Raw genomic sequence first — 25,978 nt, forward strand, 5'->3', positions numbered from 1 at the left:
AAAAAATGGACAATAATAAAAGGTAAAAACATGATTTGACCTTTATATGTTTATTATCATCGCTATGTTGTTTAAGTAAGATGAAGCGAAAAGCCGTCAAGCGTATGCGGTTGCCAAGTCTTTCTAATGTAAGGTAAGATAAATTCGAGGTGAAAAAAAGAAATGGAACGATTACAAAAAGTGATTGCGCAAGCAGGTATTGCATCGAGAAGAAAGGCTGAGGAATTAATTCAGCAAGGAAAAGTGAAAGTTAATGGAAAAATAGTGAAGGAGTTAGGAACGAAAGTAACTCCTCAAGATAAAGTAGAAGTAAATAACATCCCTCTTGAAAAAGAAGAACCTGTTTATTTTTTACTATATAAACCAACTGGCGTAATTTCAAGTGTATCAGATGATAAAGGAAGAAATGTTGTAACAGACTTTTTCCCAGAGATTACACAACGTTTATTCCCAATCGGACGCTTAGATTATGATACGTCTGGCGTATTATTAATGACAAACGATGGGGACTTTGCAAACGTATTAATGCACCCTAGATATAAAGTTGAAAAAACATATGTTGCAAAAATAAAAGGTCCACTAACAGGTGAGAAAATTCGCATGTTAGAACGTGGTGTTGCACTAGAAGACGGAAAAACAGCACCAGCTCGTGTGAAGATTATTTCTTGGGACAAGCGTAAGGAAATGGCGATTGTACAATTAACAATTCATGAAGGACGTAACCGTCAAGTACGTCGTATGTTTGAAGCTTTAGATTGTAAAGTAGTGAAACTAAAGCGTGAACGCTATGCTTTCTTAGAAGTAGGAAGCCTGAGACCTGGTGATGCAAGAGAATTGACACCACATGAGGTGAAACAATTACGTGCATTGGCTTCTACAAAGCCTCGCTAATCGATATTGTGAAACTTTCACCAGTGGAATGTTCCGCTGGTGATTTATTAAAAATACATATATTCATCACTCGTCGAAGAGAGGGGAGACAATATGAAAAAAAATCGCTTATTATTTCGCGTTATTATTCTGCTCATTTTAAGCGGTGCTGTAGGATTTACACTTTATCAAGGTTTTTTTGCTGATAAAGAGAAAATGCAAATTGGAAAAGAAGCACCTAACTTTGTTGTGACGGATTTAGAAGGAAAGAAAATTGAATTAAAAGATTTAAAGGGAAAAGGTGTATTTTTAAACTTTTGGGGCACTTGGTGTAAACCTTGTGAGAAAGAAATGCCTTATATGAATGAACTATATCCAAAGTATAAAGAAAAAGGCGTTGAAATTATTGCGTTAGATGCAGATGAAACAGAAATTGCTGTTAAGAACTTTGTAAAACAATATGATTTGAAATTTCCAGTTGCTATTGATAAAGGAACAAAAATCATAGGGACATATGGAGTAGGACCGTTACCGACAAGCTTTTTGATTGATAAAGATGGAAACGTAGTGGAGCAAATTATAGGTGAACAAACGAAAGAACAGCTAGAAGGATATTTAAAGAAAATTACTCCGTAATAAAGAAAGCCTTTACATAAGAGGTGCTTGCCTATAGCGCCTCTGGTTTAAAAATTCTGAGTATTGCGGTAACTTGAGGTTAGAATATACAATGGTACATATAGATACAGGGGCGGTGAGAGTGTTGAAAGAAATTAAGTGTGAATGTGGACATGTGAATCCGATAGGAACTGTTTTTTGTGAAGCTTGTGGGAAACCATTTGAAAGTAATGAAAATATAAAACTATTGGATATGCGCTATGAGGGGAGTGCTCGTAGATCTCTCACGCAAACAAAAACGATCGTCGATAAAATTTGGAGCTTTTTCTCTTCTGTAAAAGTGGGTGTATGGCTCATTGTGATCACTTTAGCTGCATCAGCGATTGGAACTATTTTTCCGCAAGAAATGTACATAACTCCAGGGGTTGCACCAGCTGAATATTATAAACAAGAATACGGATTTTTAGGACAATTATACTATCAATTAGGATTTAATAATTTATACGGTTCATGGTGGTATATGATGTTAATTGCTTCAATTGGTATTTCGCTTGTGATATGTAGCTTAGATCGTGTTATTCCGCTTTATAAAGCTTTAAAAAAACAAGGGGTGAAAAGACACCCTAGCTTTTTAAAGAGACAAAGATTATACGGCATTGGTACACCGCAAGATGGTGATTTGGAAAGAATCCAAATGAATTTAAAGAAAACGAACTATAATGTGAAAGTGGAAGAGGGAAACGTTTTAGCAGAAAAGGGACGTTTCTCGCGTTGGGGTCCATATGTGAATCATATCGGTCTTATTATCTTTTTATTCGGTGCAATGCTTCGGTTTTTACCGAGTATGTACGTAGACGAAGCGCTTTGGTTACGCGATGGTGAAACGAAAGAAATACCAGGGACGGATGGCCAATACTATTTGAAAAATGAGAAGTTTATAAAGGAAGTTTATGATAAAAGTAAGGACAAGGAAGTTTTTGATGAAGCAATTGACCGTGTAGGTGATAAAATGATTGCGAAAAACTTCCAAACGAATGCTGTATTATATAAAGCGGTCGGCGAAAATATAGCAGGACAAAAACCGAAATTGGAAAAGGTAAAAAAAGCGGAAATTCGAGTGAATGAACCGCTGAAATTTGATCAATTTGCTATTTATCAAGTGGATTATAAAGAAAGTGAATTTAAAAGCATGTCCTTCCATTTGCAAAATAAAGAAAACAATCAAAAGTTGGGACCAATTAAAGTTGATTTAACGAATCCTACAGAAAAATATGATTTAGGAAATGGTTATTCTCTAGAACTATTAAGCTATTTTCCTGATTTTTATTTTGACGAGAGTGGAAGACCGAACACAAAAACGAAATTACCAAACAATCCTGCATTCGTCTTTAAAATGTTTACGCCTGAAACACCAGATGGTGAAGTGAGTTTTGTTGGTATTCAGCAAAATATAGAACCTGATGGGAACAATAAGTATAAAATGTCATTCGCAGGTGTTGAAATGCAAAATGCAACAGCACTTACTGTAAGGAAAGATTTAACGCTTTGGATTCTCGGTATTGGAGGATTTATATTTATGGTTGGTGTCATTCAAGGAATGTATTGGAATCATCGCCGTATTTGGATACAACGCGTTAATGATGAATGGTGGATTGCAGGACATACGAATAAAAATTGGTTCGGTTTAAAGAAAGATATTGAAAGAGTACTAGAAGGTACAGCAATTCCGCAACCAAACGATAAAGTAGTTGATAAAAAAATTAGTTAAGGTGGGGAAACGATATGGTGCAAATAAGTAGTAACTTTCTCTTTACCGCATTTATTTTATATTTAATTGCAACTCTATTTTTCGGGGGAGCAATTAAAGAAAAGGGTCATAAATGGGCAAATGTAGGAATAATGATTACAATTTTAGGGTTTATTGCACAAACAGTATATTTTGTTACAAGATGGATTGCATCAGGACATGCACCAGTTAGTAACTTTTTTGAATTCGGTACGTTTTTCGGCATGATGCTAGTCGGAGCATTTATTGTCATGTATTTTATGTACCGCGTAAGTATAATTGGACTCTTTGCATTACCAGTTGCGATTTTATTAATTGCCTACGCGAGTATGTTTCCGAGGGAAATATCGCCGCTTATTCCATCTTTGAAAAGTAATTGGTTACATATTCACGTGACGACTGCGGCTGCAGGACAAGCAATTTTAGCGATTAGTTTTATTACGGGCGTTATGTATTTATTGAAAAATGTAGATCAATCAGTGAAAAGTAAACGTACATTTTGGTTAGAAACAGTAGTGTTCACGCTTGTTTGTACAGTTGGATTTATTGGAGTAACAACGGTATTTTCTAGTATGAAATATGAAGCGAAGTTTCAATGGATTGATAAAAATGAACAGCAAGTGGAAATGAAGTACAATCTTCCGGCTTTAGTTGGACCGCATGAAGGGAAGTTGCTGACAGAAAATAAATTAGAACCGACAGTTGAAGTTCCAGCGATTGTAAATGCAAAAAAATTAAATACTGTAATTTGGTCAGTGTTAGTTGGAACATTACTTTATATTGTATTAAGACTTGTTTTAAGGAAACGAGTATCAGCAGCACTTCAACCGCTAGTAAAGAATACGAATAGTGATTTACTAGATGAAATCGGATATCGTTCTATTGCAATTGGATTCCCAGTTTTTACATTAGGTGCATTAATTTTTGCGATGATTTGGGCACAAATAGCTTGGACACGTTTTTGGGGCTGGGATCCAAAAGAGGTTTGGGCGCTTATTACTTGGCTCTTTTATGCTGCGGTATTACATTTACGCCTATCAAAAGGATGGCACGGAGAGAAGTCAGCGTGGTTAGCGGTAATTGGTTTTGCAATCATTATGTTCAACTTTATTGTAGTAAATTTAATTATCGCGGGTTTACATTCATATGCATAGAGAAATAAAATAGGAGAGTGAATGTCACTTTCCTATTTTATTTTTGTCAATTTTTCTTCTTTTTTGAGAAAAACATGACAAAGTAGCGGTTGATTTTGTAAAATGATGTCGAGGACATTATATACTGTTCAAAAAAAATACATAGTTTTGGAAAAAAATTGAACAAACTTTATTATTCTTGTGAAGCATAATATGGGAAGTGAAACAGTTAGAGGATTGCTTAAATAAACGAGAATAGCGCAACATAATAGTGTAGAAGGGTAGGTGTGAACCGTTGTGGTAAAAGTACGCAACGGGTAAAAATGGAAAATGAATCAAGAATTTTAATTGTAGACGATGAGGATCGTATTCGTCGTTTGTTGAAAATGTATTTAGAGAGAGAACAATACACAATTGATGAAGCAGATAATGGTGATACAGCTTTAGAAATGGCGTTACAAAATGATTATGATTTAATCCTATTAGATCTTATGATGCCTGGTAAAGATGGTATTGAAGTATGTAAAGGGGTTCGTGAGAAGAAAGCGACGCCAATTATTATGTTGACAGCAAAGGGTGAAGAAGTAAACCGAGTACAAGGGTTTGAGGTAGGAACTGATGATTATATTGTGAAACCATTTAGCCCACGTGAAGTAGTGCTTCGTGTGAAAGCGGTCTTACGCCGTTCTGTACCAACAACATTCTTTACACAAGATACAACGACAAAAGATGTTACTGTGTTCCCTCATTTAACAATTGATAATGATGCACATCGTGTTACAGCAGATGGTAATGAAGTGAACTTAACACCGAAAGAGTACGAATTACTATTATTCTTAGCGAAAGCTCCTGATAAAGTATTTGATCGTGAGCAATTGTTAAAAGAAGTATGGCAATATGAATTCTTCGGAGATTTACGTACAGTTGATACGCATGTAAAGCGTTTACGTGAGAAGTTAAGCAAAAAATCACCAGATGCTGCGAAGATGATTGTTACCGTTTGGGGCGTAGGTTACAAGTTTGAGGTTGTGAACGACTGATGCTTTGGAGAAGTGTAGTAGGGAAGTTATGGATGACCATATTACTTCTCGTTTCGTTTGTACTTGGATTTGTTGCGATTTTACTTTCACAGTTTTTTAGAACATATTATGTTGATATGAGTGAAGCTAGGCTTCAAAAAGTTGCAACAAGTGTTTCAGAGTTAATTGAAGAAGGTGCCGATGTAAAAACGATTGAGAATATCGCGTACAAATTCTCTGATCCACTTTCAAGGATTATTATTGTAGAAGATGGTAAGGAAATTTCATCTTCACCGAAACAAGAAGGATTAGTCACTCTTACAATGGATGACTTAAAAGAAGATAAAGAATTAGCGGCTGTTTTTACAGACAAAAAAGAAATTAAGAATAACATTAGAAAAGCTTCTAATAGTAGAAAGAATAAAAATACTGAAAATGATATTATGATTGTCGGAAAACCAGTACACTCCAAAAATCAAAGTGCAGTGTTTGTATACGAATCTTTACAAGTTCCGATACAAGGTATGGAGAGAACGACTGATTTTATATTCTTATCAGCAGGGATTGCAATTATATTAACAACTTTCTTTGCATTCTTCTTATCTACTCGAATTACAGCACCACTCCGTAAAATGCGTGAGGTTGCTTTTGAGGTTTCGCGTGGGAAGTTTGATGCGAAAGCTCCTATGGTATCTCAGGACGAGATTGGTGAGCTTGCAACGGCCTTAAATCAAATGGGAAAACAGTTGAAGTTTAATATGAATGCCTTGCAGCAAGAGAAAGAACAGTTAGCTAGTATTTTAAGTAGTATGGCAGATGGGGTTATTACGTTAAATCAAGAAGGTGAAGTCGTTGTAATCAATCCGCCAGCGGAACATTTCTTGCAAGTTTGGCAAGAAGAGAAAGAAGTAGAGTTAAGTAAAAAGCTTCCTTCTGAACTTGTTGAACTATTCCATCTAGTTGTAGAAAGCGAACAACAACAAGTGGTTGAAATTAATTTACAAAAAGGTAACTATGTAGTTCTTATGACTCCGCTTTACAATCAAACGAAAATTCGCGGGGCGGTAGCTGTATTGCGTGATATGACGGAAGAACGCCGTCTGGAGAAGATGCGTCAAGACTTTATTGCGAACGTATCACATGAACTTCGTACACCGATGGTCATGCTTCAAGGGTATAGTGAAGCAATTTTAGATGATATTGTGCAAACGAAAGAAGAAATTAATGAGTTTGTTCAAATCATTTATGATGAATCTGTTCGTTTAGGTAAACTTGTAAATGAATTATTAGATTTAGCGCGTATGGAAAGTGGTAATGTAGAGTTACATATAGGTGAAGTTGATATTCATCCTTTCGTTGAAAAAATAGGTCGTAAATTCCAAGGTATTGCAAAGGATAAAGAAGTTGCATTAACGGTTGATTTCCAAAATCCAATAGAGCGATACCCGTTTGATGCAGATCGTATGGAACAAGTATTGACAAATTTAATTGATAACGCAATTCGTCATACAAATGCAGGTGGACATGTAACGCTTGTAATTGATACGAAAAATAATGGTCTTATTTTTGAAGTGCAAGATTCGGGCGCTGGCATTCCAGAAGAAGATATTCCATTTTTATTTGATCGTTTCTACAAAGCTGATAAAGCAAGAACACGTGGGAAAAAAGGTGGAACAGGACTCGGGCTTGCGATTGCAAAAAATATTGTGCAAGGCCATGATGGGAAAATTACTGTTTCAAGTGTTGTTGGAGAGGGAACTACATTCTCTGTATATTTACCAAATCGTATAATTTAGATATGCGTTTTTAAAGTTGATAATGAATAAAGTTCTACTGTTTTTTATTTTTTTGTAAAATCAATTAAATAAATAATAGTAGAACTTTTTTTATCGTAGTTGAATGAAGAATAAGAGGGGTGTCGTAAAGCAATGAAATTATACACAAAAACAGGAGATAAAGGGACAACAGGTGTAATAGGCGGCAGAGTGGATAAAGATGATATCCGAGTGGAAGCATATGGCACGATAGATGAGGCGAATTCTCATATTGGATATGCGATGACTAAGCTTCAAGGCGAGTCTTTTGGAGATATTTACAATGAACTTGAAAATATTCAACACGAACTATTTGATTGCGGAGGAGACTTGGCGATAGTAGCGGGGAAAATTCCTTATAAAGTAAAAATCGAAATGGTCGAATGCTTAGAAAAAAGGATTGATTCGTATATAGAAGAAGCACCGCCGTTAGAACGCTTTATTTTACCAGGTGGAAGCGAGTCGGCAGCTGCTATTCATATTGCACGTACAGTTGTAAGGCGAGCAGAACGATGTATAGTGTCCTTACAAAAAGAAGGGGAAATAAACGAAGTTGTTCTAAAGTATGTAAATAGATTATCTGATTATTTGTTTGCAGTAGCTAGAGTAATAAACGCTCGAGTACAAGTAAAAGATGTGGAGTATAATCGCAGTGCAATCGTTTTTCGTGATAAGAAAGAGAAGGAAGTGGAGTAATCCACTTTCTTTTTTTTGTATACTTTTTTCTGTAATATACCAAAATAGAGAAGGTATGGTGGTAATTAGAAAACGGAGGATGTATATGAAAGGTTTAAAATACGGCGTCATGTTATTGACTATATTGTTTTTATCTCAATTACATGTGTACGCAGAGGGAAACCGGTGGACATGGCCTGTTGAAGGGCAGATAAGTGATTATTTTGGGACAAGGCATGGAAAACACTACGGTATAGATATAGCGGCACCGATCGGCTCGGCGGTGGCAGCTATTCAAGATGGTAAGGTAACAAAGTCTTATTATTCAAGTAGTTATGGAAATGTTGTATTTATTAAACATGGAGAATATGAGGCTGTGTATGCACATTTAAATAAGAGATATGTAGTTCAAGGGGATTATATTTCAAAAGGAGAAATAATTGGAGAAGTAGGGAATACAGGAGAATCTCGAGGTGCACACTTACATTTAGAAGTTCATCAAGGAAGATGGACGATGGCAAAAAAGAATGCGATGAATCCATTGCTTGTTTTACATGAACAAAGAAACGAAGTCGTTTCTTCCTCGTTATATGTCGTTCAAAAAGGGGACACTTTAGTTAGCATTGCACGGAAATTTAGCATGTCTGTTAAGGAAATTAAAGAAAAAAATGGGCTGCAGCAAGAGCTGATTTATCCAAATCAACAATTATACGTAAAGTAAAAAAAGAGCTAGTTTAACTAGCTCTTTTTTTACCAAAAAATAAAGACACATATAAATCCAGAAATAGCTAAGTAGCTATATAAGTAAAATACTTTTGTTCTGGTTTTTTCGTTTGTTCGAAAAAGTACAATAGTCGGTTCAATTAAACCGATTGTCAAACAAAGTAGACCAAGGAGCATACAACCAATTGAAATGGAGTACAGGGCGATTTGTGGTGCTTGAAATGGAATCATCCATTTTAATAAAAATGCAATAAGTGCAGTGTAGCAAATGCTGCCAATGTATTTATTCAACGGTGCATTAGAACGGAAACCTGGAAGCTTTTTTAAGAAAGAGCGGGAAACAACTTCAGTTTGTAAAGATGTATGCTCTTCGATTATTTTTTGAGCTTCTTTTCCTTTTTGGAAAAGGGATAATATCCAGTTTCGCTTCCCTTGAAAAATAAATTGAGAAGTTGTTAAATAATGATCCACCTTCACTTTATTCCAACTTTTCCACGGATGACGCTCACATAATTTTAATTTACTCTCTGTTTTTTTATCATACTGATAAATACTGATGCCATCTTCGTCGAAAGTAGCATAGTATGTCTCGCTTGAGAATGTGCCTAAATCAATTGGACAGTAGAAAAGTAATTCTTTTTTTAAGTAAAAGTATTCTTTTCTTAAGTTTTTTTTCATTGTTTCTCGAATAGAGTGTCTCTTTTCTTTCTTCATGACATTTCCTCCATAATCCAGAAAATGTTCTTATCTTAACAATTCAACATCTTATCACTTTTAATTATATATGACTAGGGGATTTATAGGAGAAATGCCGAATGCTAAAAAATATGGGGTGTATTGTAAAATATAATGAATGGTTTTGATTATGTAAAATCAATAACTTATTTTTAATAAGTTACGATTTTTTTGTTCACAATCCAATCATGTTGTTGTATAATGAAGTGGAAAATAGAATATCGGTCTATCTTCGGGGCAGGGTGAAAATCCCGACCGGCGGTGATGAACTATATGTGATTTTGTTCTAAGCCCGCGAGCCGTTAAGGCAGGATTTGGTGTGATTCCAAAGCCGACAGTATAGTCTGGATGGGAGAAGATGGAGGTTCAAGCGTTCAAAAAAGATATGGATTTGAACGTCTGTTTGATGTGCCTTAAATTCTCCCTTTGTGTAAAACACAAAGGGTTTTTTCGTTCTATGAAAAAGTAGGCATAGCAGAACCTTTCCACTTTCCATGAGATGATCGATGGAAAAGGAGAGAGAAAGATGAAACAAAAAAACAGTGTAGTGCAGATGGTGAGTGTAGCGATGCTAAGTAGTATTGCATATTTACTGATGATGTTGGATTTCCCGTTCCCAGGGCTTCCGCCATTCTTAAAAATTGATTTTAGTGATGTACCGGCTCTAATTGCAGCGATTATCTTCGGACCAATTGCGGGAGTAATTGTAGAGGCGATAAAGAATATTTTACATTATGGGATTCAAGGAAGTTTAACGGGAGTACCAGTTGGAGAAATAGCTAACTTTATTGCAGGATGTTTATTTATTGGACCAGCAGCTTTCTTATTTAGGAAGTATCGTACTGTTAAGAGCTTAACGACAGGATTAATGCTAGGGACAATTACAATGGCGCTTATTATGAGTATATTAAATTACATCATCATATTCCCAGCTTACACTTGGTTTTTAAATTCGCCAGCTATGTCTAGTGAGGCTATAAGAACAACGGTTGTAACGGCAATCTTACCGTTTAATTTGATTAAAGGGATTGTTGTGACAATTGTATTTGTAGCGTTATTCTCACGCCTGAAAGTATGGATGTTTGCAAAAATGAAAAATGCATAAAATATAAAGTGAAACTTCAATCAGTGGGGGGCATCCCCCACTGATTATTAGCCCTCACCAATCGGGCTGCCCGGCAAATAGCGAGGCAAAAAAACCATTAGTAGTATGGAACTACTAATGTTTTTTTTATAAGTATCATGAAAACAAAAAATGTCCCTCATATTAATGAGGGACATTTTTTGAAGTTAATAAAAGACTATTCGAATTTTAAAGCATCGCCGTCAAATGATTCGTCAGCAACTTTAATTGAGTCAGTTGGACAACCTTCGAATGCATCCATCATATCTTCAAGTAATACATCTGGAATCTCAACGATACCTTGGTTATCGTCTAATGTTACGAATGCAATACCTTCATCATCATAGTCATAAATGTCTGGTGCAGCAGCGCCACAAGCACCACATGCAATACAAGTATCTTTATCAACGATTGTATATTTTGCCATCTTTTTTCCCTCCTGATAATATGTATGTGAAAAGCTCGCCATAAAAATTATAACCTTATTGTAAAACGGTTTTTAAAACTTTTCAACATAAAATTATAATGATAATGCTTATCAATTAGGGTGTCAACTAATTTTTGTATTATGTCATAAGATTTTCAAAATACGTAAATGTTATTTCGTTTGGTACAATAGAATATATACAAGTATATAGTGCCGATATGATAAGTTAGTGTAATTATACCAAAAAGCAATTAAGTTAGATTGAAAGGTGGAAGCGGTAATGCAACTACAATATACTTTATTGTATTGTTTAAAACAATTGAATGGTGAAAGGACCGTTTCTTCTATTTATTATTTATTAAAGGGAAAACGATCTTCGCAAACATTACAAGATGGAAATATGTTCCGAATTTCTTTTTTGTTTGGGATATATAAATCATTAAATAGAATTGAATATGATCGTGAAGTTGCAAAGTTGTTGCAAGCAGATTTGATTCAAGAAATACATGAGAATACATATTTGTTAACACCTAAAGGTAAAATGCAGTTGCATACATGGGAGGGAGTGTATGCTTTTCCAGCGCATTTACATGGTTTGCACTATGGTGAATTAGGTGAAACATTTTGGAAAAGATTATCTTTAATTATTCAAACTATATCTAATTTACAACAGAATAATACGAAATTTATTCCTATTCAACAAGATACAGAAATAATGATGTGGGTGAAACGCTTTTTAACAGGTATGCCGTATAGGCGAAATGAATTGGCTAAAAGATTATGGAAAGAAATACATAATCTTTTAGGGAAATGTGATGTGGTAGAAGCGACGATTGTAACATATAGATTAACAGGATATGAACGTATCGGTTGTACATTGCAGCAGTTAGCTGAAATTACGAAACAAGATATATTTAGGGTGTACTTTTTATTTTGGGGTGCAATTCATCTCCTTATACAAGAAGTTCGCGATAAAGAAAATGAATTTCCGTTATTAGCTGAAATTATCTCTTATCCGAATGAGAGAGCTGAATTATTTAGTTTATCAACGAAAAAAACATATAATTTTTGGAGGCAAGGGCGCTCATTAGAAGAAATAGCGACAATTAGAAATCTAAAGGTTGCAACGATAGAAGATCATTTTGTTGAAATTGCTTTGAGAGAAAGAGATTTTTCTATCGAGATGTTTATGGAAAAAGACAAAATAGATAAAGTAACAGAAGTAATTGATGCATTACAAACACGTAAGTTACGTGAGTTGAAACAAGCGGTTGGAGAGGATATCTCTTATTTTGAAGTTCGTCTTGTATTGGCGCGGATGGAGGGTATAAATGAAGCTTGAGGAATATTTATATAGGTGGTTTGGATATTCTGAATTTCGTCCAGGTCAAAAAGGGGTAATTACAGATTTATTGGAAGGAAAAGATGTTATAGCGATGCTTCCGACCGGAAGAGGGAAGTCTATGTGTTATCAACTTCCAGGGCTAATGCAAGAAGGGACAGTACTTGTTGTATCACCATTATTATCTTTGATGGAAGATCAGGTTACACAATTAAAATATGTTGTGAAAAACCGAGTGATAGCATTTAATAGTTTTCGGACATTACATGAAAAAAGAGAAGCGATGAAAAGATTAGCTTCATATAAATTTATTTTTGTTTCACCAGAGATGTTGCAATCGGAATTGTTAATAAGAGAATTGAAGAAAGTTCATATTTCATTATTTGTTGTGGATGAAGCTCATTGTATTTCGCAATGGGGTTATGATTTTAGACCAGATTATAAAAAACTAAATGTAGTCATTGAGAATATCGGGTCTCCTACGGTGCTAGCATTAACGGCAACAGCGACGAAAGATGTACTCCGAGATATAGCAGAGAGTTTAAATTTGGAGAATGTGATGCAGCATGTATACTCTATTGATCGTCCAAATATTGCAATGGAAGTACAATTTGTTACGACGATAGAAGAGAAGAAAGAAGCGCTTTTGGACCAGGTAATGTATTTACAAGGCCCAGGGATTGTATATTGTTCAAGCCGAGCGTGGACAGAACGTTTAACGGAATATTTAAGAGGAAAAGGCGTTACTGGTGTCGCTTTCTATCATGGTGGTATGGAACATGAAGAGCGTATGTTAATTCAACAGCAGTTTATGAATGACCAGTTGCAGCTTGTAATATGTACAAGTGCTTTTGGTATGGGAGTAAATAAGTCGAATACGAGATATATTATTCATTTCCATTACCCGACTAATATCGCTTCTTATTTACAAGAAATCGGAAGAGCGGGAAGAGATGGTGAACCGAGTATAGCTATCTTACTATGTAGTCCGTTAGATCACGATTTACCAATTTCAATAATTGAAGATGAATTGCCAAGTCAGTCACAAATACAATTTTTATTTTCTTTACTGCAAGAAAGAATGTTTCAAACGAAAGAATTACCAATAGAAGAGGTAGAAGAAATTTGTTATAATGCAGCAAGATTTAATGAACAATATTGGCGTTTCATCCGCTATCATCTTGAACGGCTTGGAATCATACAACAGCGAAAATTAATATTAGAGAGCTTGTCAGATGAAATTATGAACAGATTAATAGCTGAAGTAGAAATAAGGCTACGTAATAAATATAGTGAGCTAGAAAACATGAAATCATGGATACAAGTGAAAGAATGTAGACGTGAATATTTGCTGCAACAGTTCGGTTATAGAAAAGAGGGCGAGTTAAAGAATTGCTGCGACTATTGTCATATTACAAAAACAGATTATAAAAAAAGACAAGCGCAACAATTGGATTTCGACTATAATTGGGAAACAGAGTTACAAAAGCTTTTCGGTCTAGAGAAGATGGGGGAATGATGAACATTCAAAGGCATAATATTGAAGATATGAGTCCGAAAGAAATAAGGCTGAATCTGTATATTACACAGTTCATTATTATCGGTATTGGTTGTTTACTAGCATATATACTATTCCGAGATATAAAATCGGTGTATAGTCTGTGGAAATGGGAACCGGTGTCTATACTTATAATAGGTGGCTTGTTAGCGATTGGTATTGTGTTATTAGATTATGTTGCAATGCGAGTATTTCCAGAGTCTTGGTTTGATGATGGTGGTATTAACGATAGGATGTTTCAAGGGATGTCAGTTATGCATCTACTCGTTATTACGTTCATTATCGGCTTTGCAGAAGAATTTTTATTTAGAGGTGTAGTGCAGACGCACTTTGGAATTGTAATAGCCAGTTTAGTATTTGCAGTGTTACATATTCGGTATATAAAAAAGCCATTTTTGTTTTGTTTCGTCTGTTTCATTAGTTTTGTCTTTGGTTATGTATTTGAATGGACAGGAAATTTGTTTATAACAATCTTTGCACACTTTCTTGTTGATTTTATAATGGGACTCCAATTAAGAAAATAAATGGAAGGTGGTGGTGAACAACATGAGAAAACGAATTCCTGATTTTGAAGAGGAATTAGAAGTTGAGCGAGTGGAAGAAAAAGAAGGTTTACCGCCGCGTAGTGAAATTCATAGAAATAAAGAGAAAAAACAAAAGTTTAAAATGAATCATATTTTCGTCCGAGTTTTAACATTTTTATTCATATTACTACCAATTAGTATCTTATGGTATACAGATAAATATATTCAGGTGAAAAGCGATGGTAATAACGCTGGAAAAAGTGCATTTGAGGTCATTTTCTTTGATTCAGCTAAATCTGAGTCCGAGGCACCATCTGAGAAAGTCGTCACGCATACGGTGAAAGAGGGAGAAACTTTAGAAAGTATAGCAAAGCAATATTTTTCAGATGAAACTGGGATCGAAGTGATTAAAAAGTATAATGATTTACAAGGAAATGAAGTGAATGTAGGTCAAGAATTAAAAATTCCAATAAAAGATAAGTCCACAAAGCAAGAGAGTTAGTGGAATACTTACTATAAAAACTGAGGATTATCTTTATGAGGAGGGGAGTAAAAAATATATGATATGGATTATCTTATTAAGTACTCTCATATGTATTGGTATTATATTTCTTCTTGTAATGTATACAGAAGCAATGCGTGATACGGTGCTAGAACATACTTTAACATTTGAAGAATTTCCGAAAAGTTTTCAAAAAGTAAATGTATTTTTTATATCTGATATTCATAGAAGGATCATTTCAAATTCGTTAATTGAACAAGTAAAAGGAAGAGTAGATCTTGTAATTATTGGTGGTGATTTAGCGGAAAGAGGTGTCCCTTTATCAAAAATCTCTGCAAATATACAAAAGTTAAGAACGATAGCTCCTGTATATTTTGTATGGGGAAATAATGATTATGAGATTGAATATCACGAGTTAGATGCTTTGTTATTAGAAAATAATGTGAAAGTTTTAGATAATACAAGAGTTGTATTTGAGTCTGAATTAGGAGAGAAAATTTGCTTACTCGGTGTAGATGATGTTGGTTTGGAACGTGATCGTTTAGATTTAGCGTTGGCTGATTGTAAAGAAGATGGTTTTCGCATATTAATTAGCCACAATCCTGATATAATAAATAAAATGTCTGGAAAAGAACAAATTTCACTTGTGTTAAGTGGACATACACATGGAGGGCAAATCCGATTATTCCCATCTAAAAAATATTTAAAAGGTGGCGTATATAAGCATTCAAATGTGACTCTTTTTGTTAGTAATGGGTATGGAACAACGTTGATTCCACTTCGCTTCCGAGCACCTGCTCAAACACATATTATTACGTTATGCGGAGGGAGATGATGCCAACTCTAAACGGAAAATATAACATAAAAGCTGTTTCGAATATAATTGGAATTCAGCCGAGCACACTTCGTGCATGGGAAAGACGATATCAAATGATTGCCCCCAAGCGGAATCATGCGGGGCATCGATTATATACAGAAGAGCATATTCAAATTTTGAAATGGTTAATGGACAAGGTTTCTTCCGGCATGATGATTGGACAAGCAGTTCAATTATTAGAAGGGAATCGTTTGCGAAGTAATGTTCAAAATGAAATACATTACGATAGAGAAGTTGTTTTAGTGGACGATTTACTACAAGCTTTGTTAAAATTTGATGAAATTACAACTTCTGCATTGTTAAACGAGGCTTTTAGTATTTATGCAACAGAAAAAGTTATCGCAAATATTGTTCTTCAAGTGTCAAATAAATTGTTAATGTTAAAAAAAAATAATGAAGTTACAATGGTGCAATTCCAATATGTCGTATCATTTTTACAAACGCGTCTAGGGATGGTGTATCATAATGCATCATCGTTTTCTTCTATACACAAAGTTGTCGTGTTAGAAAGTAATATGTTGAGAGGGTTTGTTTTCTCAACGTATTTACGATTAAAAGGATATGAGGTGATATATATTAGGGTAAGCTTAGCGGAAGATAGTATTTCGTTAGCTGTTGAGCAAATAAGACCTAAATATGTAGTAATCTCTTTTGATGACGGACGAGAACTTAAGAACGCAATGAACTACGTGAATGTGTTGCAAGAAAAAAATGAGAACCTTTCTGTTGGGGTTATAGGAGAAATAGGTGCTCGAGATCAGTTGAACATTCAAACAAGCCTAATTGGTGATACGAAAGAAGAATGGGATGATTGGTTAAAAATGTTAGAATAGTTGTTCGAAAAGAACCATCTATTTTCTATTTCATATAATAAAAATTATATTCATTGGTTGCGTAGGGAGGGTATGAGATGAGGCTGGAACGATTAAATTACAATAAGATAAAAATTTTCTTAACATTTGATGATTTAACTGAGCGAGGATTAACGAAAGAAGATTTGTGGAGAAATGCACCGAAAGTACAGCAATTATTTCGTGATATGATGCAAGAAGCAAATAAAGAATTAGGATTTGAAGCGGATGGTCCGATTGCAGTTGAAGTATTTTCTCTACAAGCGCAAGGAATGGTCGTAATTGTAACGAAAGAACATCAAGAAGCGGATACAGATGATGAGTTCCGTGACGAGTTTATTGAAATGCAAGTGACTTTAGATGAAAGTGAGCATATCCTTTATGAGTTTGCTACACTAGATGACGTAATTAACCTGTCGAATCGTTTATATAACCTTGATGTAACTGGCGGGAAATTATATACGTGGGATGGGCGTTTCTATCTTTGGATGGAAGAAGAGGAGCAAATACAATTGCTGAAGGCAGATTTTATAGCTATTTTAGCGGAATATGGTAATCCGTCTACAGCAACTATTTATCGTTTAATGGAGTATGGTAAAGAATTAATGTCTTCTCAAGCAATTGAACAAATACACAATTACTTTGTAAAAAAACAAAACCTTAGCTAATATAACATAGCTAAGGTTTTGTTTTTTTACTTGGAAAACTTAAAATATTGATTTGGAAATTTTAAAACGATCCACGGTATAGAGGGAATCATAAATATTTGAGCATTCTTTATTGTACTTAAATATATATCTTTTCAAGGTATTGCATTTAAGTAAAATGAAAAATATTTAAATATTTAAGTATTTTACTTTTCTAAAAGCAATAAAAGGACTATAATAATAGTGAAAACGCTTGCAATAGAAAATAGTTTGTATATATTTGTTAGCGTTTTCTATTGCATTCCAAATTTAACGGTGTATACTAGGCAATGAAGGTTTACTAAACAAGTGAAATTACAGGGGGTTTACTTACTATGGTAGCCGAAAAGGGAACTCAAACAAAAACACAACAACAAAGGGAACAACATTTTGAACTATTGAATTCGACACAAATTGTTATTAGTGAAGCATTAGAAAAATTGGGTTATCCAAACGAAGTATATGAATTATTAAAAGAACCAATTCGTATGATGACAGTGAAAATACCAGTTCGTATGGATGACGGGACTGTTAAAATATTTACAGGATATCGTGCACAACATAATGATGCTGTTGGTCCAACGAAAGGTGGAATTCGCTTCCATCCGAATGTAACAGAAAATGAAGTGAAAGCACTTTCAATCTGGATGAGTTTAAAATGTGGTATTGTTGATTTACCATATGGCGGAGGTAAAGGTGGAATTATCTGTGACCCACGTGAAATGTCATTCCGTGAGTTAGAAAGATTAAGCCGCGGTTATGTACGAGCAATTAGCCAAATCGTAGGACCGACGAAAGATATTCCAGCTCCAGATGTATTCACAAACTCTCAAATTATGGCATGGATGATGGATGAGTATAGCCGTATTGATGAATTTAATTCACCAGGATTTATTACAGGTAAGCCACTTGTATTAGGTGGATCACATGGACGTGAAACAGCAACGGCGAAAGGTGTTACAATTTGTATTCGCGAAGCTGCAAAAAAACGCGACATTGATATTAAAGGTGCGCGCGTTGTTGTTCAAGGATTCGGTAATGCTGGTAGTTTCTTAGCTAAATTTATGCATGATGCAGGTGCGAAAGTTATTGCAATCTCAGATGCTTACGGTGCGTTGCATGATCCAAACGGATTAGATATTGATTATTTATTAGACCGTCGTGATAGCTTCGGTACAGTAACAAAATTATTTAATAATACAATTTCAAATAAAGAATTGTTAGAACTTGATTGCGATATTTTAGTTCCAGCTGCAATTGAGAACCAAATTACAGAAGAAAATGCTAATAATATTAAAGCGAAAATCGTTGTTGAAGCTGCAAACGGTCCAACAACATTAGAAGCAACTAAAATCTTAACAGATCGCGGAATTTTACTTGTTCCAGACGTATTAGCAAGTGCTGGTGGTGTAACAGTATCTTACTTTGAGTGGGTACAAAATAACCAAGGTTACTACTGGACTGAAGAAGAAGTAGAACAACGTTTAGAAAAAGTAATGGTAAGATCATTTGATTCTATTTATGAAACAGCACAAGTTCGTAAAGTGAACATGCGCTTAGCAGCGTACATGGTCGGTGTTCGTAAAATGGCTGAAGCAAGTCGCTTCAGAGGTTGGGTATAATATTATAGCGTGAGAAAACGTGATTCCTTTGGAAGGAATCACGTTTTTTTTTGTTGAAGTATTAAATTGAGGTGTTGTATATGGAAAATAAAATAATGGAACGAGTAGAACAATTAGAAGAAAAGGTTAAGGGGTTAGAGGGAGAGCTCGCAAGAACGATGAAAGCCCCAAAAACAAGTATCGTTCGGGTGTTCGGGGAAGGGCTACTGTTTTTAATATTTGGTTTGGTTGTAGTAGGACCGATTATCGCCGTTGTAATCTCAATTCTTACTTGGCTTGCTGAAAAATAAAATAAAAATAAAAAGAACGCTTGTTCTACACGAACAAACGTGCTATACTCTCCTTAGATAAACAAAACGGAAATGATTTTAAGGAGAGATAAATGATGAAAATGACAGTAGACCAAAGATTTATGATGCCAGCGGATGTTGTAGAACGAGTGGAAGTATTACGAAACAAGCAAAGTAAGCGTGGCACATTATTACAATCAGTAAATAAATTTTTCGGTTTAGATACGAAAGAAGATTGTGTTTGGTTTTACGGTTTTTATGGAGTGGCTGTAAGTATTTTATTATTTATGGTGTTCACATCAAATATTTTCGATTTTCTCTTCGCGTAAGAAATATGCGATAAGGACATTGCTACCGAATACATATATAAGGAAGTAAGGTAATCTTCTGAAGCGGGAGTTGGTAGTAATGGCGATGTTTCCTATAGAGCGTAATTATATTGGATATGGAAGTTCACGACCGGGAATTCCTCTCTCTAAAGTAAGGTTTATTGTAAGTCATGATACGGGGAATCCTGGTAGCAATGCGATAGGGAATCGGGATTATTTTAATGAGATACAACCGAAAGCCTCGGCACATACATTTATAGATGACAAAACAATATTAGAAATTATTCCTATAAGTGAAGTTGCTTATCATGTTCGATATGGTGTGCCGACAGATAATGACTTATATGGTTATGATGCAAATAAGGCTGCTATTGGAGTGGAACTTTGTTATGGCGGTGATGTTAACTTTTGGGAAGCATATACACGTTTTACGTGGTATCATGCGTATTTATGTCAAAACTTCGGCTTGAATCCGAAAAAAGATATCGTATCACATAAAACACTTGACCCAGCTAGAAAGATTGATCCTGAAAATGTATTAGGGAAACAAGGTATTAAATTTCAGCAGTTTTTAGCAGATGTCTATCGGATGTACGTTTCGTTTAGATGACAAATATATGAAAAATGAATACAATAAAGATAGGTGCCTACTGCTGTAAGTAGGTTTTTTCTTGTTTTTATAAATAGTGCAGAGGTAGAAGACTAGGAGTGGACGAGTATGCAGAAAGAAACAGTTATTATAATCGGAGGCGGTCCGTGCGGATTAGCAGCAGCAATTTCATTGCAAAAGGTAGGGATAAATATAAATCCGTTAGTAATTGAAAAAGGAAACATTGTAAATGCCATTTATAATTATCCAACTCATCAAACATTTTTCTCTTCTAGTGAAAAATTAGAAATTGGTGAAGTAGCTTTTATTACAGAAAACCGTAAGCCAGTTCGAAATCAAGCGCTTGCGTATTATCGTGAAGTAGTAAAGCGTAAATCTGTACGTGTAAATGCTTTTGAACGAGTAGAGAAAGTTCAAAAAGATGGAGAAGTCTTTAAGGTTGAGACGACAAAACGTGACGGAAGTAAAGAAATGTATATAGCGAAATACGTTGTTGTAGCAACTGGATATTATGACAATCCAAATTATATGAATGTTCCAGGTGAGGAACTGAAGAAAGTATCTCACTATTTTAAAGAGGGGCATCCTTATTTTGACCGAGATGTAGTAGTTATAGGTGGGAAAAACTCGAGTGTAGATGCCGCGTTAGAACTTGTTAAAGCGGGTGGGCGTGTAACGGTACTATATCGCGGAAGTGAGTATTCAACAAGCATAAAGCCGTGGATTTTGCCGGAGTTTGAGGCATTAGTACGAAACGGCACAATTCAAATGCATTTCGGGGCTCATGTGAAAGAAATTACTGAACATACATTAACGTATACAGTTGATGGTGAGGAAAAAACAATCCGAAATGATTTTGTATTTGCGATGACCGGTTACCACCCTGATCATAGTTTCTTAACGAAGATGGGTGTTCGGATTGATGAAGAAACAGGACGTCCAATTCATGCAGAGGATACAATGGAAACGAACGCTGAAAATATTTTCATTGCAGGTGTAATTGCTGCTGGAAATAATGCGAATGAAATATTTATCGAGAACGGTAGATTTCATGGAAATGTGATTGCGCAAACCATTGTAACAAGAGAAATGTAAAAAGAAGCTGTCGAAATAAACTTCGACAGCTTCTTTTTTAATTGTGCATAAACATATTTTGGATTGCTTCATGAGAAGTTGTATTCTCTAATGCAACTAATAATTTAATACGTGCTTTTTGAGCATTTAAACCGTATGTGAATACAATACCCATATCTTTTAATTGTTTGCCGCCGCCTTCATATGAGTATACATCTTGAACGATACCGTTGAAACAGCGGGAAACTAATACGACAGGAATTCCTTTGTTTATTAATCGTTCTAGACTAGGAAGTGTTCTTGGAGGTAAATTACCTTGTCCAAGTGCTTCGATAACAATCCCGTCTACCGGAAGGGTTTCAATGGCTGCTAATAATGTATCGTCCATACCCGCGTATGCTTTTAGAACGACTACGTTTTTAGAAACCTTATTTACGGAATATGTTTCGTGATGTACTAAAGCATGGTGGAATACAACACCACGTTTTGTTACCATACCAATTGGTCCATACTGTGGACTTTGGAATGTTGCTACATTACTTGTATGTGTTTTCGTTACATTTGTAGCGCAATGAATTTCGTCGTTTAATACGACTAGAACACCCTTTTCTGCAGCTTCACTACTGCTAGCGACTTTTACAGCTGATAAGAAGTTATATAGACCATCAGCACCTAATTCATTGCTAGAACGCATTGCGCCAGTCACAACGATCGGAATAGTTGCTTGTACTGTTAAATCTAGGAAATAGGCTGTTTCTTCTAATGTATCCGTACCATGCGTAATGACTACGCCATGAATGTTTTCTTGTTTTACTCTTTCATCAATGATGACTTGTAATTGTAACATTTCGCTCGGTGTCATATGAGGAGATGGTAGATGGAACACATCTTCAACGATTAAATCAACATCGCCTTCTAAATCAGGAATAAATTTTAAAAGAGGATTTTTTTCACCTGGTTGTACGACTCCAGTTTCTTTATCTTCCTCCATTGCAATTGTTCCACCTGTGTGTAAAACTAGGATTCTTTTCAATGCTTATACCCCTTTCAAATTGAAAAATACATTTAGAACATAACATGTTTTGAGTAAATTCGACAATGGAAATGTATAAAAGTATGCCTCGAAAATGACAATAAAATTAACTGCTATATATATGATGTATAAAATCGTGAAACTAAATATATAAATATAGGATAGAAGGGAGCAATTACGTTGAAAAAGGTGGAGAAAATTTTTATTCGTATATTAATAATACAATTTATTTGTCTTTGTGTTGTGCAATTGTTCTTTATACATAAGTCATCAGTGAAATATTTATCTAAAATTGTTTATTATGAAGGTGTCACGGTAAAAAACGAAACAGAAATCTTACAGGTGAATAGGTAGTTTTCATTTTCTTCTAGGAAGGAGTATGCTACAATAATTGAGGATTTAATGACGTGAAGCAAATGAGAAGAAGCAGGATAATACCTGCTTTTCGTTTTGTTTTATAAGTGAAAAAATGAGGTGTTACAATGGATAAACGAATTTCAATTGCTATAGATGGTCCAGCAGCTGCTGGAAAAAGTACAGTCGCAAAAGTTGTAGCGAAGAAACTTTCTTACGTTTATATTGATACAGGGGCAATGTATCGTACAATTACATATGCAGCCCTTGAGCAAAAAGTGGATATTGAAAATGAAGAGCAGTTAATGGAAGTTGTAAAGAATGTAAATATTGAATTTCAGCAAGGAGAAAATACACAACTTGTATTTTTAAATGGACAAGATGTTTCTGAAGTAATTCGTACACCAGAGGTGACGAATCGAGTATCTATTGTGGCGAAACATCGCCTTGTTCGTGAAGAAATGGTACGTCGTCAACAAGAGCTAGCGGAAAAAGGCGGCGTTGTAATGGATGGCCGTGATATTGGTACACATGTGTTACCAGATGCTGAAGTGAAGATCTTTATGCTTGCTTCTGTTGAAGAAAGAGCAGAAAGAAGACATTTAGAAAATATAAATAAAGGTTTCGATTCTAATTTAGAGCAGTTAAAAGAAGAAATTGCTCAGCGTGATAAATTAGATTCAGAACGCGAAGTTTCTCCTCTGAAAAAAGCTGATGATGCATTGGAATTAGACACAACTTCTTTATCAATTGAAGAAGTTGTCCAAAAAATTATGGGCATTGTTTCAGGAGTGTTTGCGAAATAAAGAAAGGGGATAGCCTCTTTCTTTTTTGTTTGTATAGAAATGTAAAGTATACGTGAATTGTGAAGCTCTTTCCTTGACAAATGATCGGATTTGTAAGAAGTTAGTAAAAGAGAGATAAAACTTTCAGAATATATTCGCTATTATATTTCAAAACATACTTTCTTCAAGATGATTTTGCTGTATACTATTTATATAGGTTTAATATATTTTCTGGGGAAATGTATGAAAACTGAGTATGTGATGATAAATTCTTAAACATGCAAATGAAAACATTTGTTTTCATTTCGTATATACATAAAAAAATGCTTTGTCAATTCTGTAGGGAGGTATTTCCATGGTAGAGAAAATGAATGAAGAAGTTATGGATTCAAAAGAATTACAAGTTGGTGACGTTGTTACAGGTTCTGTAACGAAAGTTGAAGAGAAACAAGTGCTTGTAAATGTTGGATACAAAACAGATGGCGTAATTCCAATTAGTGAATTAGCTAACGTTCATATTGAAAAAGCAAGCGATGTGGTAGAATTAGATCAAATACTAGAATTAAAAATTATTAAATTAGAAGAGGATGATCTTGTCTTATCTAAACGTGCTGTTGATGCAGAAAAAGCATGGGTAGAATTACAAGAGAAATTTACTTCTGGTCATGTATTTGATGTTACTGTAAAAGATATCGTGAATGGTGGATTAGTTGTGGACCTTGGTGTTCGTGGGTTCATCCCAGCTTCACTTGTAGAAGTACATTATGTAGAAGATTTTACTGACTATAAAGGCAAAACATTAGCTGTGAAAATTGTTGAATTAGACCGCGAAAAAAATCGTGTAATTCTTTCGCATAAAGCAGTAGTAGAATTAGAACTAGATTCTAAGAAGAAAGAAGCAATTTCTTCATTAAAAGAAGGAGACGTTGTTGAAGGAACAGTGCAACGATTAACGGATTTTGGTGCTTTCGTTAACGTTGGTGGTGTGGACGGTTTAGTTCATATTTCACAAATTTCACACGAACGTGTAGAGCAACCTTCTGAAGTATTAGAGCAAGGTCAAAAGGTAAAAGTAAAGGTGTTATCAGTTGATGCTGATACACAACGTATTTCTTTATCAATTAAAGCAGCTCAACCGGGACCTTGGGAAAATGTTGCTGGTGAAATAAAAGCTGGAGATATTCGTGAGGGAGTAGTAAAACGCCTTGTTACATTCGGTGCATTTGTTGAAATTTTACCTGGTGTTGAAGGTCTTGTGCACGTATCTCAAATTGCAAATCGTCATGTGAAAAATCCAAATGAAGCATTGGAAATGGGACAGGAAGTAAAAGTGAAAGTACTTGAAGTCCATGTAGCAGAGAAACGTATTTCTTTAAGTATAAAAGAAGCGCTTGAAGAAAATAATGTAACTGAAGATTACAGTCAGTATGAACCAAATGCTGATTCTGCTACTTTCCAATTAAGTGATATTATTGGTGAACAACTGAAAAAATTAAAGAAATAAAGAGGGGTACAAGTGGTAAGGGCAAAACGTAAATTAGATCATATTGAATACGCTCTTTCTACTGGTCAGTCTCGTACGCATGGCTTTCATGATATTGACTTTGTGCATCAAAGCTTGCCAAATTCAAGTTATGACACAATAACATGTGGAACAAAAATCGGCGAACTTTCACTAAGTTCGCCGATTTTTATCAATGCGATGACTGGTGGTGGCGGAGAGAGAACATTACATATTAATGAGCAATTAGCATATGTAGCGAAACATCATAATCTTGCTATGGCTGTAGGTTCGCAAATGGCGGCGTTAAAAGATGAAAGTGAGGCTGCATCTTTTAAGATTATCAGGAAGGTAAACCCAAATGGTACTTTCTTTGCTAATTTAGGTAGTGAGGCAACTATCGAACAGGCAAAGCGTGCTATTGATATGATTGAAGCGAATGCATTGCAAATTCATTTAAATGTTATACAGGAGTTAACAATGCCAGAAGGAGACCGTGACTTTACTGGTGTACTTCAACGCATTGAGAAAATTGTTTTAAAGAGTAAAGTTCCTGTCATTGTAAAAGAAGTTGGATTTGGGATGAGTAAGGAAACGGTACAACAGTTAGCGAGCATAGGTGTAACGGCAATTGATATTGGTGGACAAGGTGGTACGAATTTTGCTGCTGTTGAAAATGAAAGAAGACAGCGAATGCTTTCTTATTTTAATAACTGGGGCATACAAACAGCAACCTCGATTATTGAAGCAACCTCTACAAATAATAACCTCTCTTTTATTGCATCTGGGGGTATACAAACAGCGCTTGACGTAGCGAAAGCAATCGCATTAGGGGCGAATACAACTGCGTTTGCTGGATACTTTTTACGCATTTTAATGCAAGATGGTATCGAGAAGTTAGTAGATGAAATTGATCTATTACATACAGATTTGAAATTTATTATGACTGCTCTTGGTGCGAAGACGATAAAAGAGTTACAATCTGTACCTCTTGTTGTAAAGGGCGAAACATACCATTGGTTAACGCAGCGTGGTATTGATACGACGCATTATAGTAGAAGATAAAAAATCAACCGTTTGGTTGTTTTTTTATTTGCTGTTCTTTTTTAGTAATATAAAG

General features: G+C 35.1%; 28 protein-coding genes and 1 riboswitch. Of the genes, 25 read left to right on the forward strand and 3 right to left on the reverse strand.

The features are described from left to right. Window positions 1-162 precede the first annotated feature (162 nt). The 8 genes from rluB (at window position 163) to ACQVV1_RS12865 (ending at window position 8,633) form a co-directional block, all read left to right on the forward strand. A complete protein-coding gene (gene rluB / locus ACQVV1_RS12830) occupies window positions 163-891 on the forward strand; it encodes a 23S rRNA pseudouridine(2605) synthase RluB (RefSeq protein WP_063224409.1) in 729 nt (242 codons plus the stop codon). 93 nt (window positions 892-984) lie between these two features. Beyond that, entirely contained in the window at window positions 985-1,506 is a 522-nt protein-coding gene (resA, locus tag ACQVV1_RS12835) for a thiol-disulfide oxidoreductase ResA (protein WP_063224408.1), read from the forward strand. Between the two features lie 121 nt (window positions 1,507-1,627). Then, window positions 1,628-3,253: a cytochrome c biogenesis protein ResB gene (resB, locus tag ACQVV1_RS12840; RefSeq protein ID WP_242251172.1), complete on the forward strand. Its 1,626-nt coding sequence runs from the start codon at window positions 1,628-1,630 to the stop codon at window positions 3,251-3,253. Between the two features lie 14 nt (window positions 3,254-3,267). Continuing rightward, window positions 3,268-4,425 (forward strand): cytochrome c biogenesis protein ResC, encoded by a 1,158-nt coding sequence (gene resC, locus ACQVV1_RS12845; RefSeq protein WP_242251173.1) that lies wholly within the window; start codon window positions 3,268-3,270, stop codon window positions 4,423-4,425. A gap of 302 nt (window positions 4,426-4,727) precedes the next feature. Continuing rightward, window positions 4,728-5,444 (forward strand): DNA-binding response regulator ResD, encoded by a 717-nt coding sequence (resD, locus tag ACQVV1_RS12850; RefSeq protein ID WP_002017976.1) that lies wholly within the window; start codon window positions 4,728-4,730, stop codon window positions 5,442-5,444. Further along, window positions 5,444-7,219 carry a sensor histidine kinase ResE gene (gene resE, locus ACQVV1_RS12855; protein WP_080468676.1) on the forward strand — a complete coding sequence of 592 codons (1,776 nt, stop codon included), beginning with the start codon at window positions 5,444-5,446 and terminating at the stop codon, window positions 7,217-7,219. The genes resD and resE overlap by 1 nt, the downstream gene beginning before the upstream one ends. Window positions 7,220-7,351: 132 nt before the next feature. Then, window positions 7,352-7,933: a cob(I)yrinic acid a,c-diamide adenosyltransferase gene (locus tag ACQVV1_RS12860; protein WP_242251174.1), complete on the forward strand. Its 582-nt coding sequence runs from the start codon at window positions 7,352-7,354 to the stop codon at window positions 7,931-7,933. 85 nt (window positions 7,934-8,018) lie between these two features. Then, window positions 8,019-8,633, forward strand: coding sequence for a peptidoglycan DD-metalloendopeptidase family protein (locus tag ACQVV1_RS12865; protein ID WP_242251175.1), 615 nt, complete (start codon window positions 8,019-8,021; stop codon window positions 8,631-8,633). A 29-nt stretch (window positions 8,634-8,662) separates the two neighbouring features. Here ACQVV1_RS12865 and ACQVV1_RS12870 read toward each other — a convergent pair whose 3' ends face one another. Continuing rightward, complete coding sequence (locus tag ACQVV1_RS12870; RefSeq protein WP_060630159.1) at window positions 8,663-9,349, reverse strand: hypothetical protein; 687 nt, start codon at window positions 9,347-9,349, stop codon at window positions 8,663-8,665. A gap of 245 nt (window positions 9,350-9,594) precedes the next feature. Beyond that, window positions 9,595-9,734: riboswitch (FMN riboswitch) on the forward strand. A gap of 162 nt (window positions 9,735-9,896) precedes the next feature. Here ACQVV1_RS12870 and ACQVV1_RS12875 point away from each other — a divergent pair. Then, window positions 9,897-10,475, forward strand: coding sequence for an ECF transporter S component (locus tag ACQVV1_RS12875; RefSeq protein ID WP_242251176.1), 579 nt, complete (start codon window positions 9,897-9,899; stop codon window positions 10,473-10,475). A 196-nt stretch (window positions 10,476-10,671) separates the two neighbouring features. Here ACQVV1_RS12875 and ACQVV1_RS12880 read toward each other — a convergent pair whose 3' ends face one another. Continuing rightward, window positions 10,672-10,920: a ferredoxin gene (locus ACQVV1_RS12880; RefSeq protein ID WP_001151996.1), complete on the reverse strand. Its 249-nt coding sequence runs from the start codon at window positions 10,918-10,920 to the stop codon at window positions 10,672-10,674. Between the two features lie 280 nt (window positions 10,921-11,200). On the opposite strand from ACQVV1_RS12880, the gene ACQVV1_RS12885 reads away from it, so the two are divergent. The 12 genes from ACQVV1_RS12885 (at window position 11,201) to ACQVV1_RS12940 (ending at window position 21,206) form a co-directional block, all read left to right on the forward strand. Further along, window positions 11,201-12,262, forward strand: a complete 1,062-nt coding sequence (locus ACQVV1_RS12885; protein WP_242251177.1) for a YpbB family protein — start codon at window positions 11,201-11,203, stop codon at window positions 12,260-12,262. Then, the gene (locus ACQVV1_RS12890; protein WP_242251178.1) at window positions 12,252-13,781 is read left to right on the forward strand and encodes a RecQ family ATP-dependent DNA helicase; all 1,530 of its coding nucleotides are present in this window, start codon (window positions 12,252-12,254) and stop codon (window positions 13,779-13,781) included. Before ACQVV1_RS12885 ends, ACQVV1_RS12890 begins: the two co-directional genes overlap by 11 nt. Next, a complete protein-coding gene (locus ACQVV1_RS12895) occupies window positions 13,781-14,344 on the forward strand; it encodes a CPBP family intramembrane glutamic endopeptidase (RefSeq protein ID WP_061677819.1) in 564 nt (187 codons plus the stop codon). Before ACQVV1_RS12890 ends, ACQVV1_RS12895 begins: the two co-directional genes overlap by 1 nt. 22 nt (window positions 14,345-14,366) lie before the next feature. Continuing rightward, a complete protein-coding gene (locus ACQVV1_RS12900; RefSeq protein WP_063224172.1) occupies window positions 14,367-14,846 on the forward strand; it encodes a LysM peptidoglycan-binding domain-containing protein in 480 nt (159 codons plus the stop codon). A gap of 58 nt (window positions 14,847-14,904) precedes the next feature. Further along, window positions 14,905-15,681 carry a metallophosphoesterase gene (locus tag ACQVV1_RS12905; RefSeq protein WP_060630165.1) on the forward strand — a complete coding sequence of 259 codons (777 nt, stop codon included), beginning with the start codon at window positions 14,905-14,907 and terminating at the stop codon, window positions 15,679-15,681. Continuing rightward, complete coding sequence (locus ACQVV1_RS12910) at window positions 15,681-16,556, forward strand: MerR family transcriptional regulator (RefSeq protein WP_242251180.1); 876 nt, start codon at window positions 15,681-15,683, stop codon at window positions 16,554-16,556. The genes ACQVV1_RS12905 and ACQVV1_RS12910 overlap by 1 nt, the downstream gene beginning before the upstream one ends. A gap of 77 nt (window positions 16,557-16,633) precedes the next feature. Continuing rightward, window positions 16,634-17,242, forward strand: coding sequence for a genetic competence negative regulator (locus tag ACQVV1_RS12915; protein ID WP_060630167.1), 609 nt, complete (start codon window positions 16,634-16,636; stop codon window positions 17,240-17,242). Between the two features lie 353 nt (window positions 17,243-17,595). Beyond that, the gene (gene gudB, locus ACQVV1_RS12920) at window positions 17,596-18,882 is read left to right on the forward strand and encodes an NAD-specific glutamate dehydrogenase (protein ID WP_000225171.1); all 1,287 of its coding nucleotides are present in this window, start codon (window positions 17,596-17,598) and stop codon (window positions 18,880-18,882) included. Window positions 18,883-18,962: 80 nt separating this feature from the next. Beyond that, on the forward strand, window positions 18,963-19,172 hold the full coding sequence (locus tag ACQVV1_RS12925; RefSeq protein WP_431168936.1) for a hypothetical protein: 210 nt from the start codon (window positions 18,963-18,965) through the stop codon (window positions 19,170-19,172). A gap of 92 nt (window positions 19,173-19,264) precedes the next feature. Continuing rightward, window positions 19,265-19,501: a DUF3961 domain-containing protein gene (locus tag ACQVV1_RS12930; protein WP_001983018.1), complete on the forward strand. Its 237-nt coding sequence runs from the start codon at window positions 19,265-19,267 to the stop codon at window positions 19,499-19,501. A gap of 79 nt (window positions 19,502-19,580) precedes the next feature. Then, window positions 19,581-20,111, forward strand: a complete 531-nt coding sequence (locus ACQVV1_RS12935) for a peptidoglycan recognition protein family protein (RefSeq protein WP_001240646.1) — start codon at window positions 19,581-19,583, stop codon at window positions 20,109-20,111. Window positions 20,112-20,219: 108 nt separating this feature from the next. After that, window positions 20,220-21,206, forward strand: coding sequence for a YpdA family putative bacillithiol disulfide reductase (locus tag ACQVV1_RS12940; protein ID WP_431168937.1), 987 nt, complete (start codon window positions 20,220-20,222; stop codon window positions 21,204-21,206). Between the two features lie 37 nt (window positions 21,207-21,243). On the opposite strand, the gene ansA is transcribed toward ACQVV1_RS12940, so the two are convergent. Beyond that, window positions 21,244-22,218 carry an asparaginase gene (gene ansA, locus ACQVV1_RS12945; RefSeq protein ID WP_080468634.1) on the reverse strand — a complete coding sequence of 325 codons (975 nt, stop codon included), beginning with the start codon at window positions 22,216-22,218 and terminating at the stop codon, window positions 21,244-21,246. A gap of 180 nt (window positions 22,219-22,398) precedes the next feature. On the opposite strand from ansA, the gene ACQVV1_RS12950 reads away from it, so the two are divergent. The 4 genes from ACQVV1_RS12950 to ACQVV1_RS12965 all read left to right on the forward strand — a co-directional run bounded on the left by ACQVV1_RS12950 (window position 22,399) and on the right by ACQVV1_RS12965 (window position 25,923). After that, window positions 22,399-22,572: a YpfB family protein gene (locus ACQVV1_RS12950; RefSeq protein ID WP_242251183.1), complete on the forward strand. Its 174-nt coding sequence runs from the start codon at window positions 22,399-22,401 to the stop codon at window positions 22,570-22,572. A gap of 128 nt (window positions 22,573-22,700) precedes the next feature. Then, window positions 22,701-23,378 carry a (d)CMP kinase gene (gene cmk, locus ACQVV1_RS12955; protein ID WP_063224168.1) on the forward strand — a complete coding sequence of 226 codons (678 nt, stop codon included), beginning with the start codon at window positions 22,701-22,703 and terminating at the stop codon, window positions 23,376-23,378. Between the two features lie 334 nt (window positions 23,379-23,712). Then, on the forward strand, window positions 23,713-24,861 hold the full coding sequence (gene rpsA / locus ACQVV1_RS12960) for a 30S ribosomal protein S1 (protein ID WP_063224167.1): 1,149 nt from the start codon (window positions 23,713-23,715) through the stop codon (window positions 24,859-24,861). A gap of 12 nt (window positions 24,862-24,873) precedes the next feature. Next, a complete protein-coding gene (locus tag ACQVV1_RS12965) occupies window positions 24,874-25,923 on the forward strand; it encodes a type 2 isopentenyl-diphosphate Delta-isomerase (RefSeq protein WP_309259910.1) in 1,050 nt (349 codons plus the stop codon). Window positions 25,924-25,978 lie beyond the last annotated feature (55 nt).

It is taken from the genome of Bacillus basilensis (assembly GCF_050630465.1).
Taxonomy (GTDB): Bacteria; Bacillota; Bacilli; order Bacillales; family Bacillaceae_G; genus Bacillus_A; species Bacillus_A basilensis.

What these genes read in the sequence shown, in the direction of transcription:
- rluB (WP_063224409.1), top strand. Translation starts at nt 163, where the DNA reads ATGGAACGATTACAAAAAGTGATTGCGCAAGCAGGTATTGCATCGAGA.
- resA (WP_063224408.1), top strand. Translation starts at nt 985, where the DNA reads ATGAAAAAAAATCGCTTATTATTTCGCGTTATTATTCTGCTCATTTTA.
- resC (WP_242251173.1), top strand. Translation starts at nt 3,268, where the DNA reads ATGGTGCAAATAAGTAGTAACTTTCTCTTTACCGCATTTATTTTATAT.
- resD (WP_002017976.1), top strand. Translation starts at nt 4,728, where the DNA reads ATGGAAAATGAATCAAGAATTTTAATTGTAGACGATGAGGATCGTATT.
- resE (WP_080468676.1), top strand. Translation starts at nt 5,444, where the DNA reads ATGCTTTGGAGAAGTGTAGTAGGGAAGTTATGGATGACCATATTACTT.
- ACQVV1_RS12860 (WP_242251174.1), top strand. Translation starts at nt 7,352, where the DNA reads ATGAAATTATACACAAAAACAGGAGATAAAGGGACAACAGGTGTAATA.
- ACQVV1_RS12865 (WP_242251175.1), top strand. Translation starts at nt 8,019, where the DNA reads ATGAAAGGTTTAAAATACGGCGTCATGTTATTGACTATATTGTTTTTA.
- ACQVV1_RS12870 (WP_060630159.1), bottom strand. Translation starts at nt 9,349, where the DNA reads ATGAAGAAAGAAAAGAGACACTCTATTCGAGAAACAATGAAAAAAAAC.
- ACQVV1_RS12875 (WP_242251176.1), top strand. Translation starts at nt 9,897, where the DNA reads ATGAAACAAAAAAACAGTGTAGTGCAGATGGTGAGTGTAGCGATGCTA.
- ACQVV1_RS12880 (WP_001151996.1), bottom strand. Translation starts at nt 10,920, where the DNA reads ATGGCAAAATATACAATCGTTGATAAAGATACTTGTATTGCATGTGGT.
- ACQVV1_RS12885 (WP_242251177.1), top strand. Translation starts at nt 11,201, where the DNA reads ATGCAACTACAATATACTTTATTGTATTGTTTAAAACAATTGAATGGT.
- ACQVV1_RS12890 (WP_242251178.1), top strand. Translation starts at nt 12,252, where the DNA reads ATGAAGCTTGAGGAATATTTATATAGGTGGTTTGGATATTCTGAATTT.
- ACQVV1_RS12895 (WP_061677819.1), top strand. Translation starts at nt 13,781, where the DNA reads ATGAACATTCAAAGGCATAATATTGAAGATATGAGTCCGAAAGAAATA.
- ACQVV1_RS12900 (WP_063224172.1), top strand. Translation starts at nt 14,367, where the DNA reads ATGAGAAAACGAATTCCTGATTTTGAAGAGGAATTAGAAGTTGAGCGA.
- ACQVV1_RS12905 (WP_060630165.1), top strand. Translation starts at nt 14,905, where the DNA reads ATGATATGGATTATCTTATTAAGTACTCTCATATGTATTGGTATTATA.
- ACQVV1_RS12910 (WP_242251180.1), top strand. Translation starts at nt 15,681, where the DNA reads ATGCCAACTCTAAACGGAAAATATAACATAAAAGCTGTTTCGAATATA.
- ACQVV1_RS12915 (WP_060630167.1), top strand. Translation starts at nt 16,634, where the DNA reads ATGAGGCTGGAACGATTAAATTACAATAAGATAAAAATTTTCTTAACA.
- gudB (WP_000225171.1), top strand. Translation starts at nt 17,596, where the DNA reads ATGGTAGCCGAAAAGGGAACTCAAACAAAAACACAACAACAAAGGGAA.
- ACQVV1_RS12925 (WP_431168936.1), top strand. Translation starts at nt 18,963, where the DNA reads ATGGAAAATAAAATAATGGAACGAGTAGAACAATTAGAAGAAAAGGTT.
- ACQVV1_RS12930 (WP_001983018.1), top strand. Translation starts at nt 19,265, where the DNA reads ATGATGAAAATGACAGTAGACCAAAGATTTATGATGCCAGCGGATGTT.
- ACQVV1_RS12935 (WP_001240646.1), top strand. Translation starts at nt 19,581, where the DNA reads ATGGCGATGTTTCCTATAGAGCGTAATTATATTGGATATGGAAGTTCA.
- ACQVV1_RS12940 (WP_431168937.1), top strand. Translation starts at nt 20,220, where the DNA reads ATGCAGAAAGAAACAGTTATTATAATCGGAGGCGGTCCGTGCGGATTA.
- cmk (WP_063224168.1), top strand. Translation starts at nt 22,701, where the DNA reads ATGGATAAACGAATTTCAATTGCTATAGATGGTCCAGCAGCTGCTGGA.
- rpsA (WP_063224167.1), top strand. Translation starts at nt 23,713, where the DNA reads ATGGTAGAGAAAATGAATGAAGAAGTTATGGATTCAAAAGAATTACAA.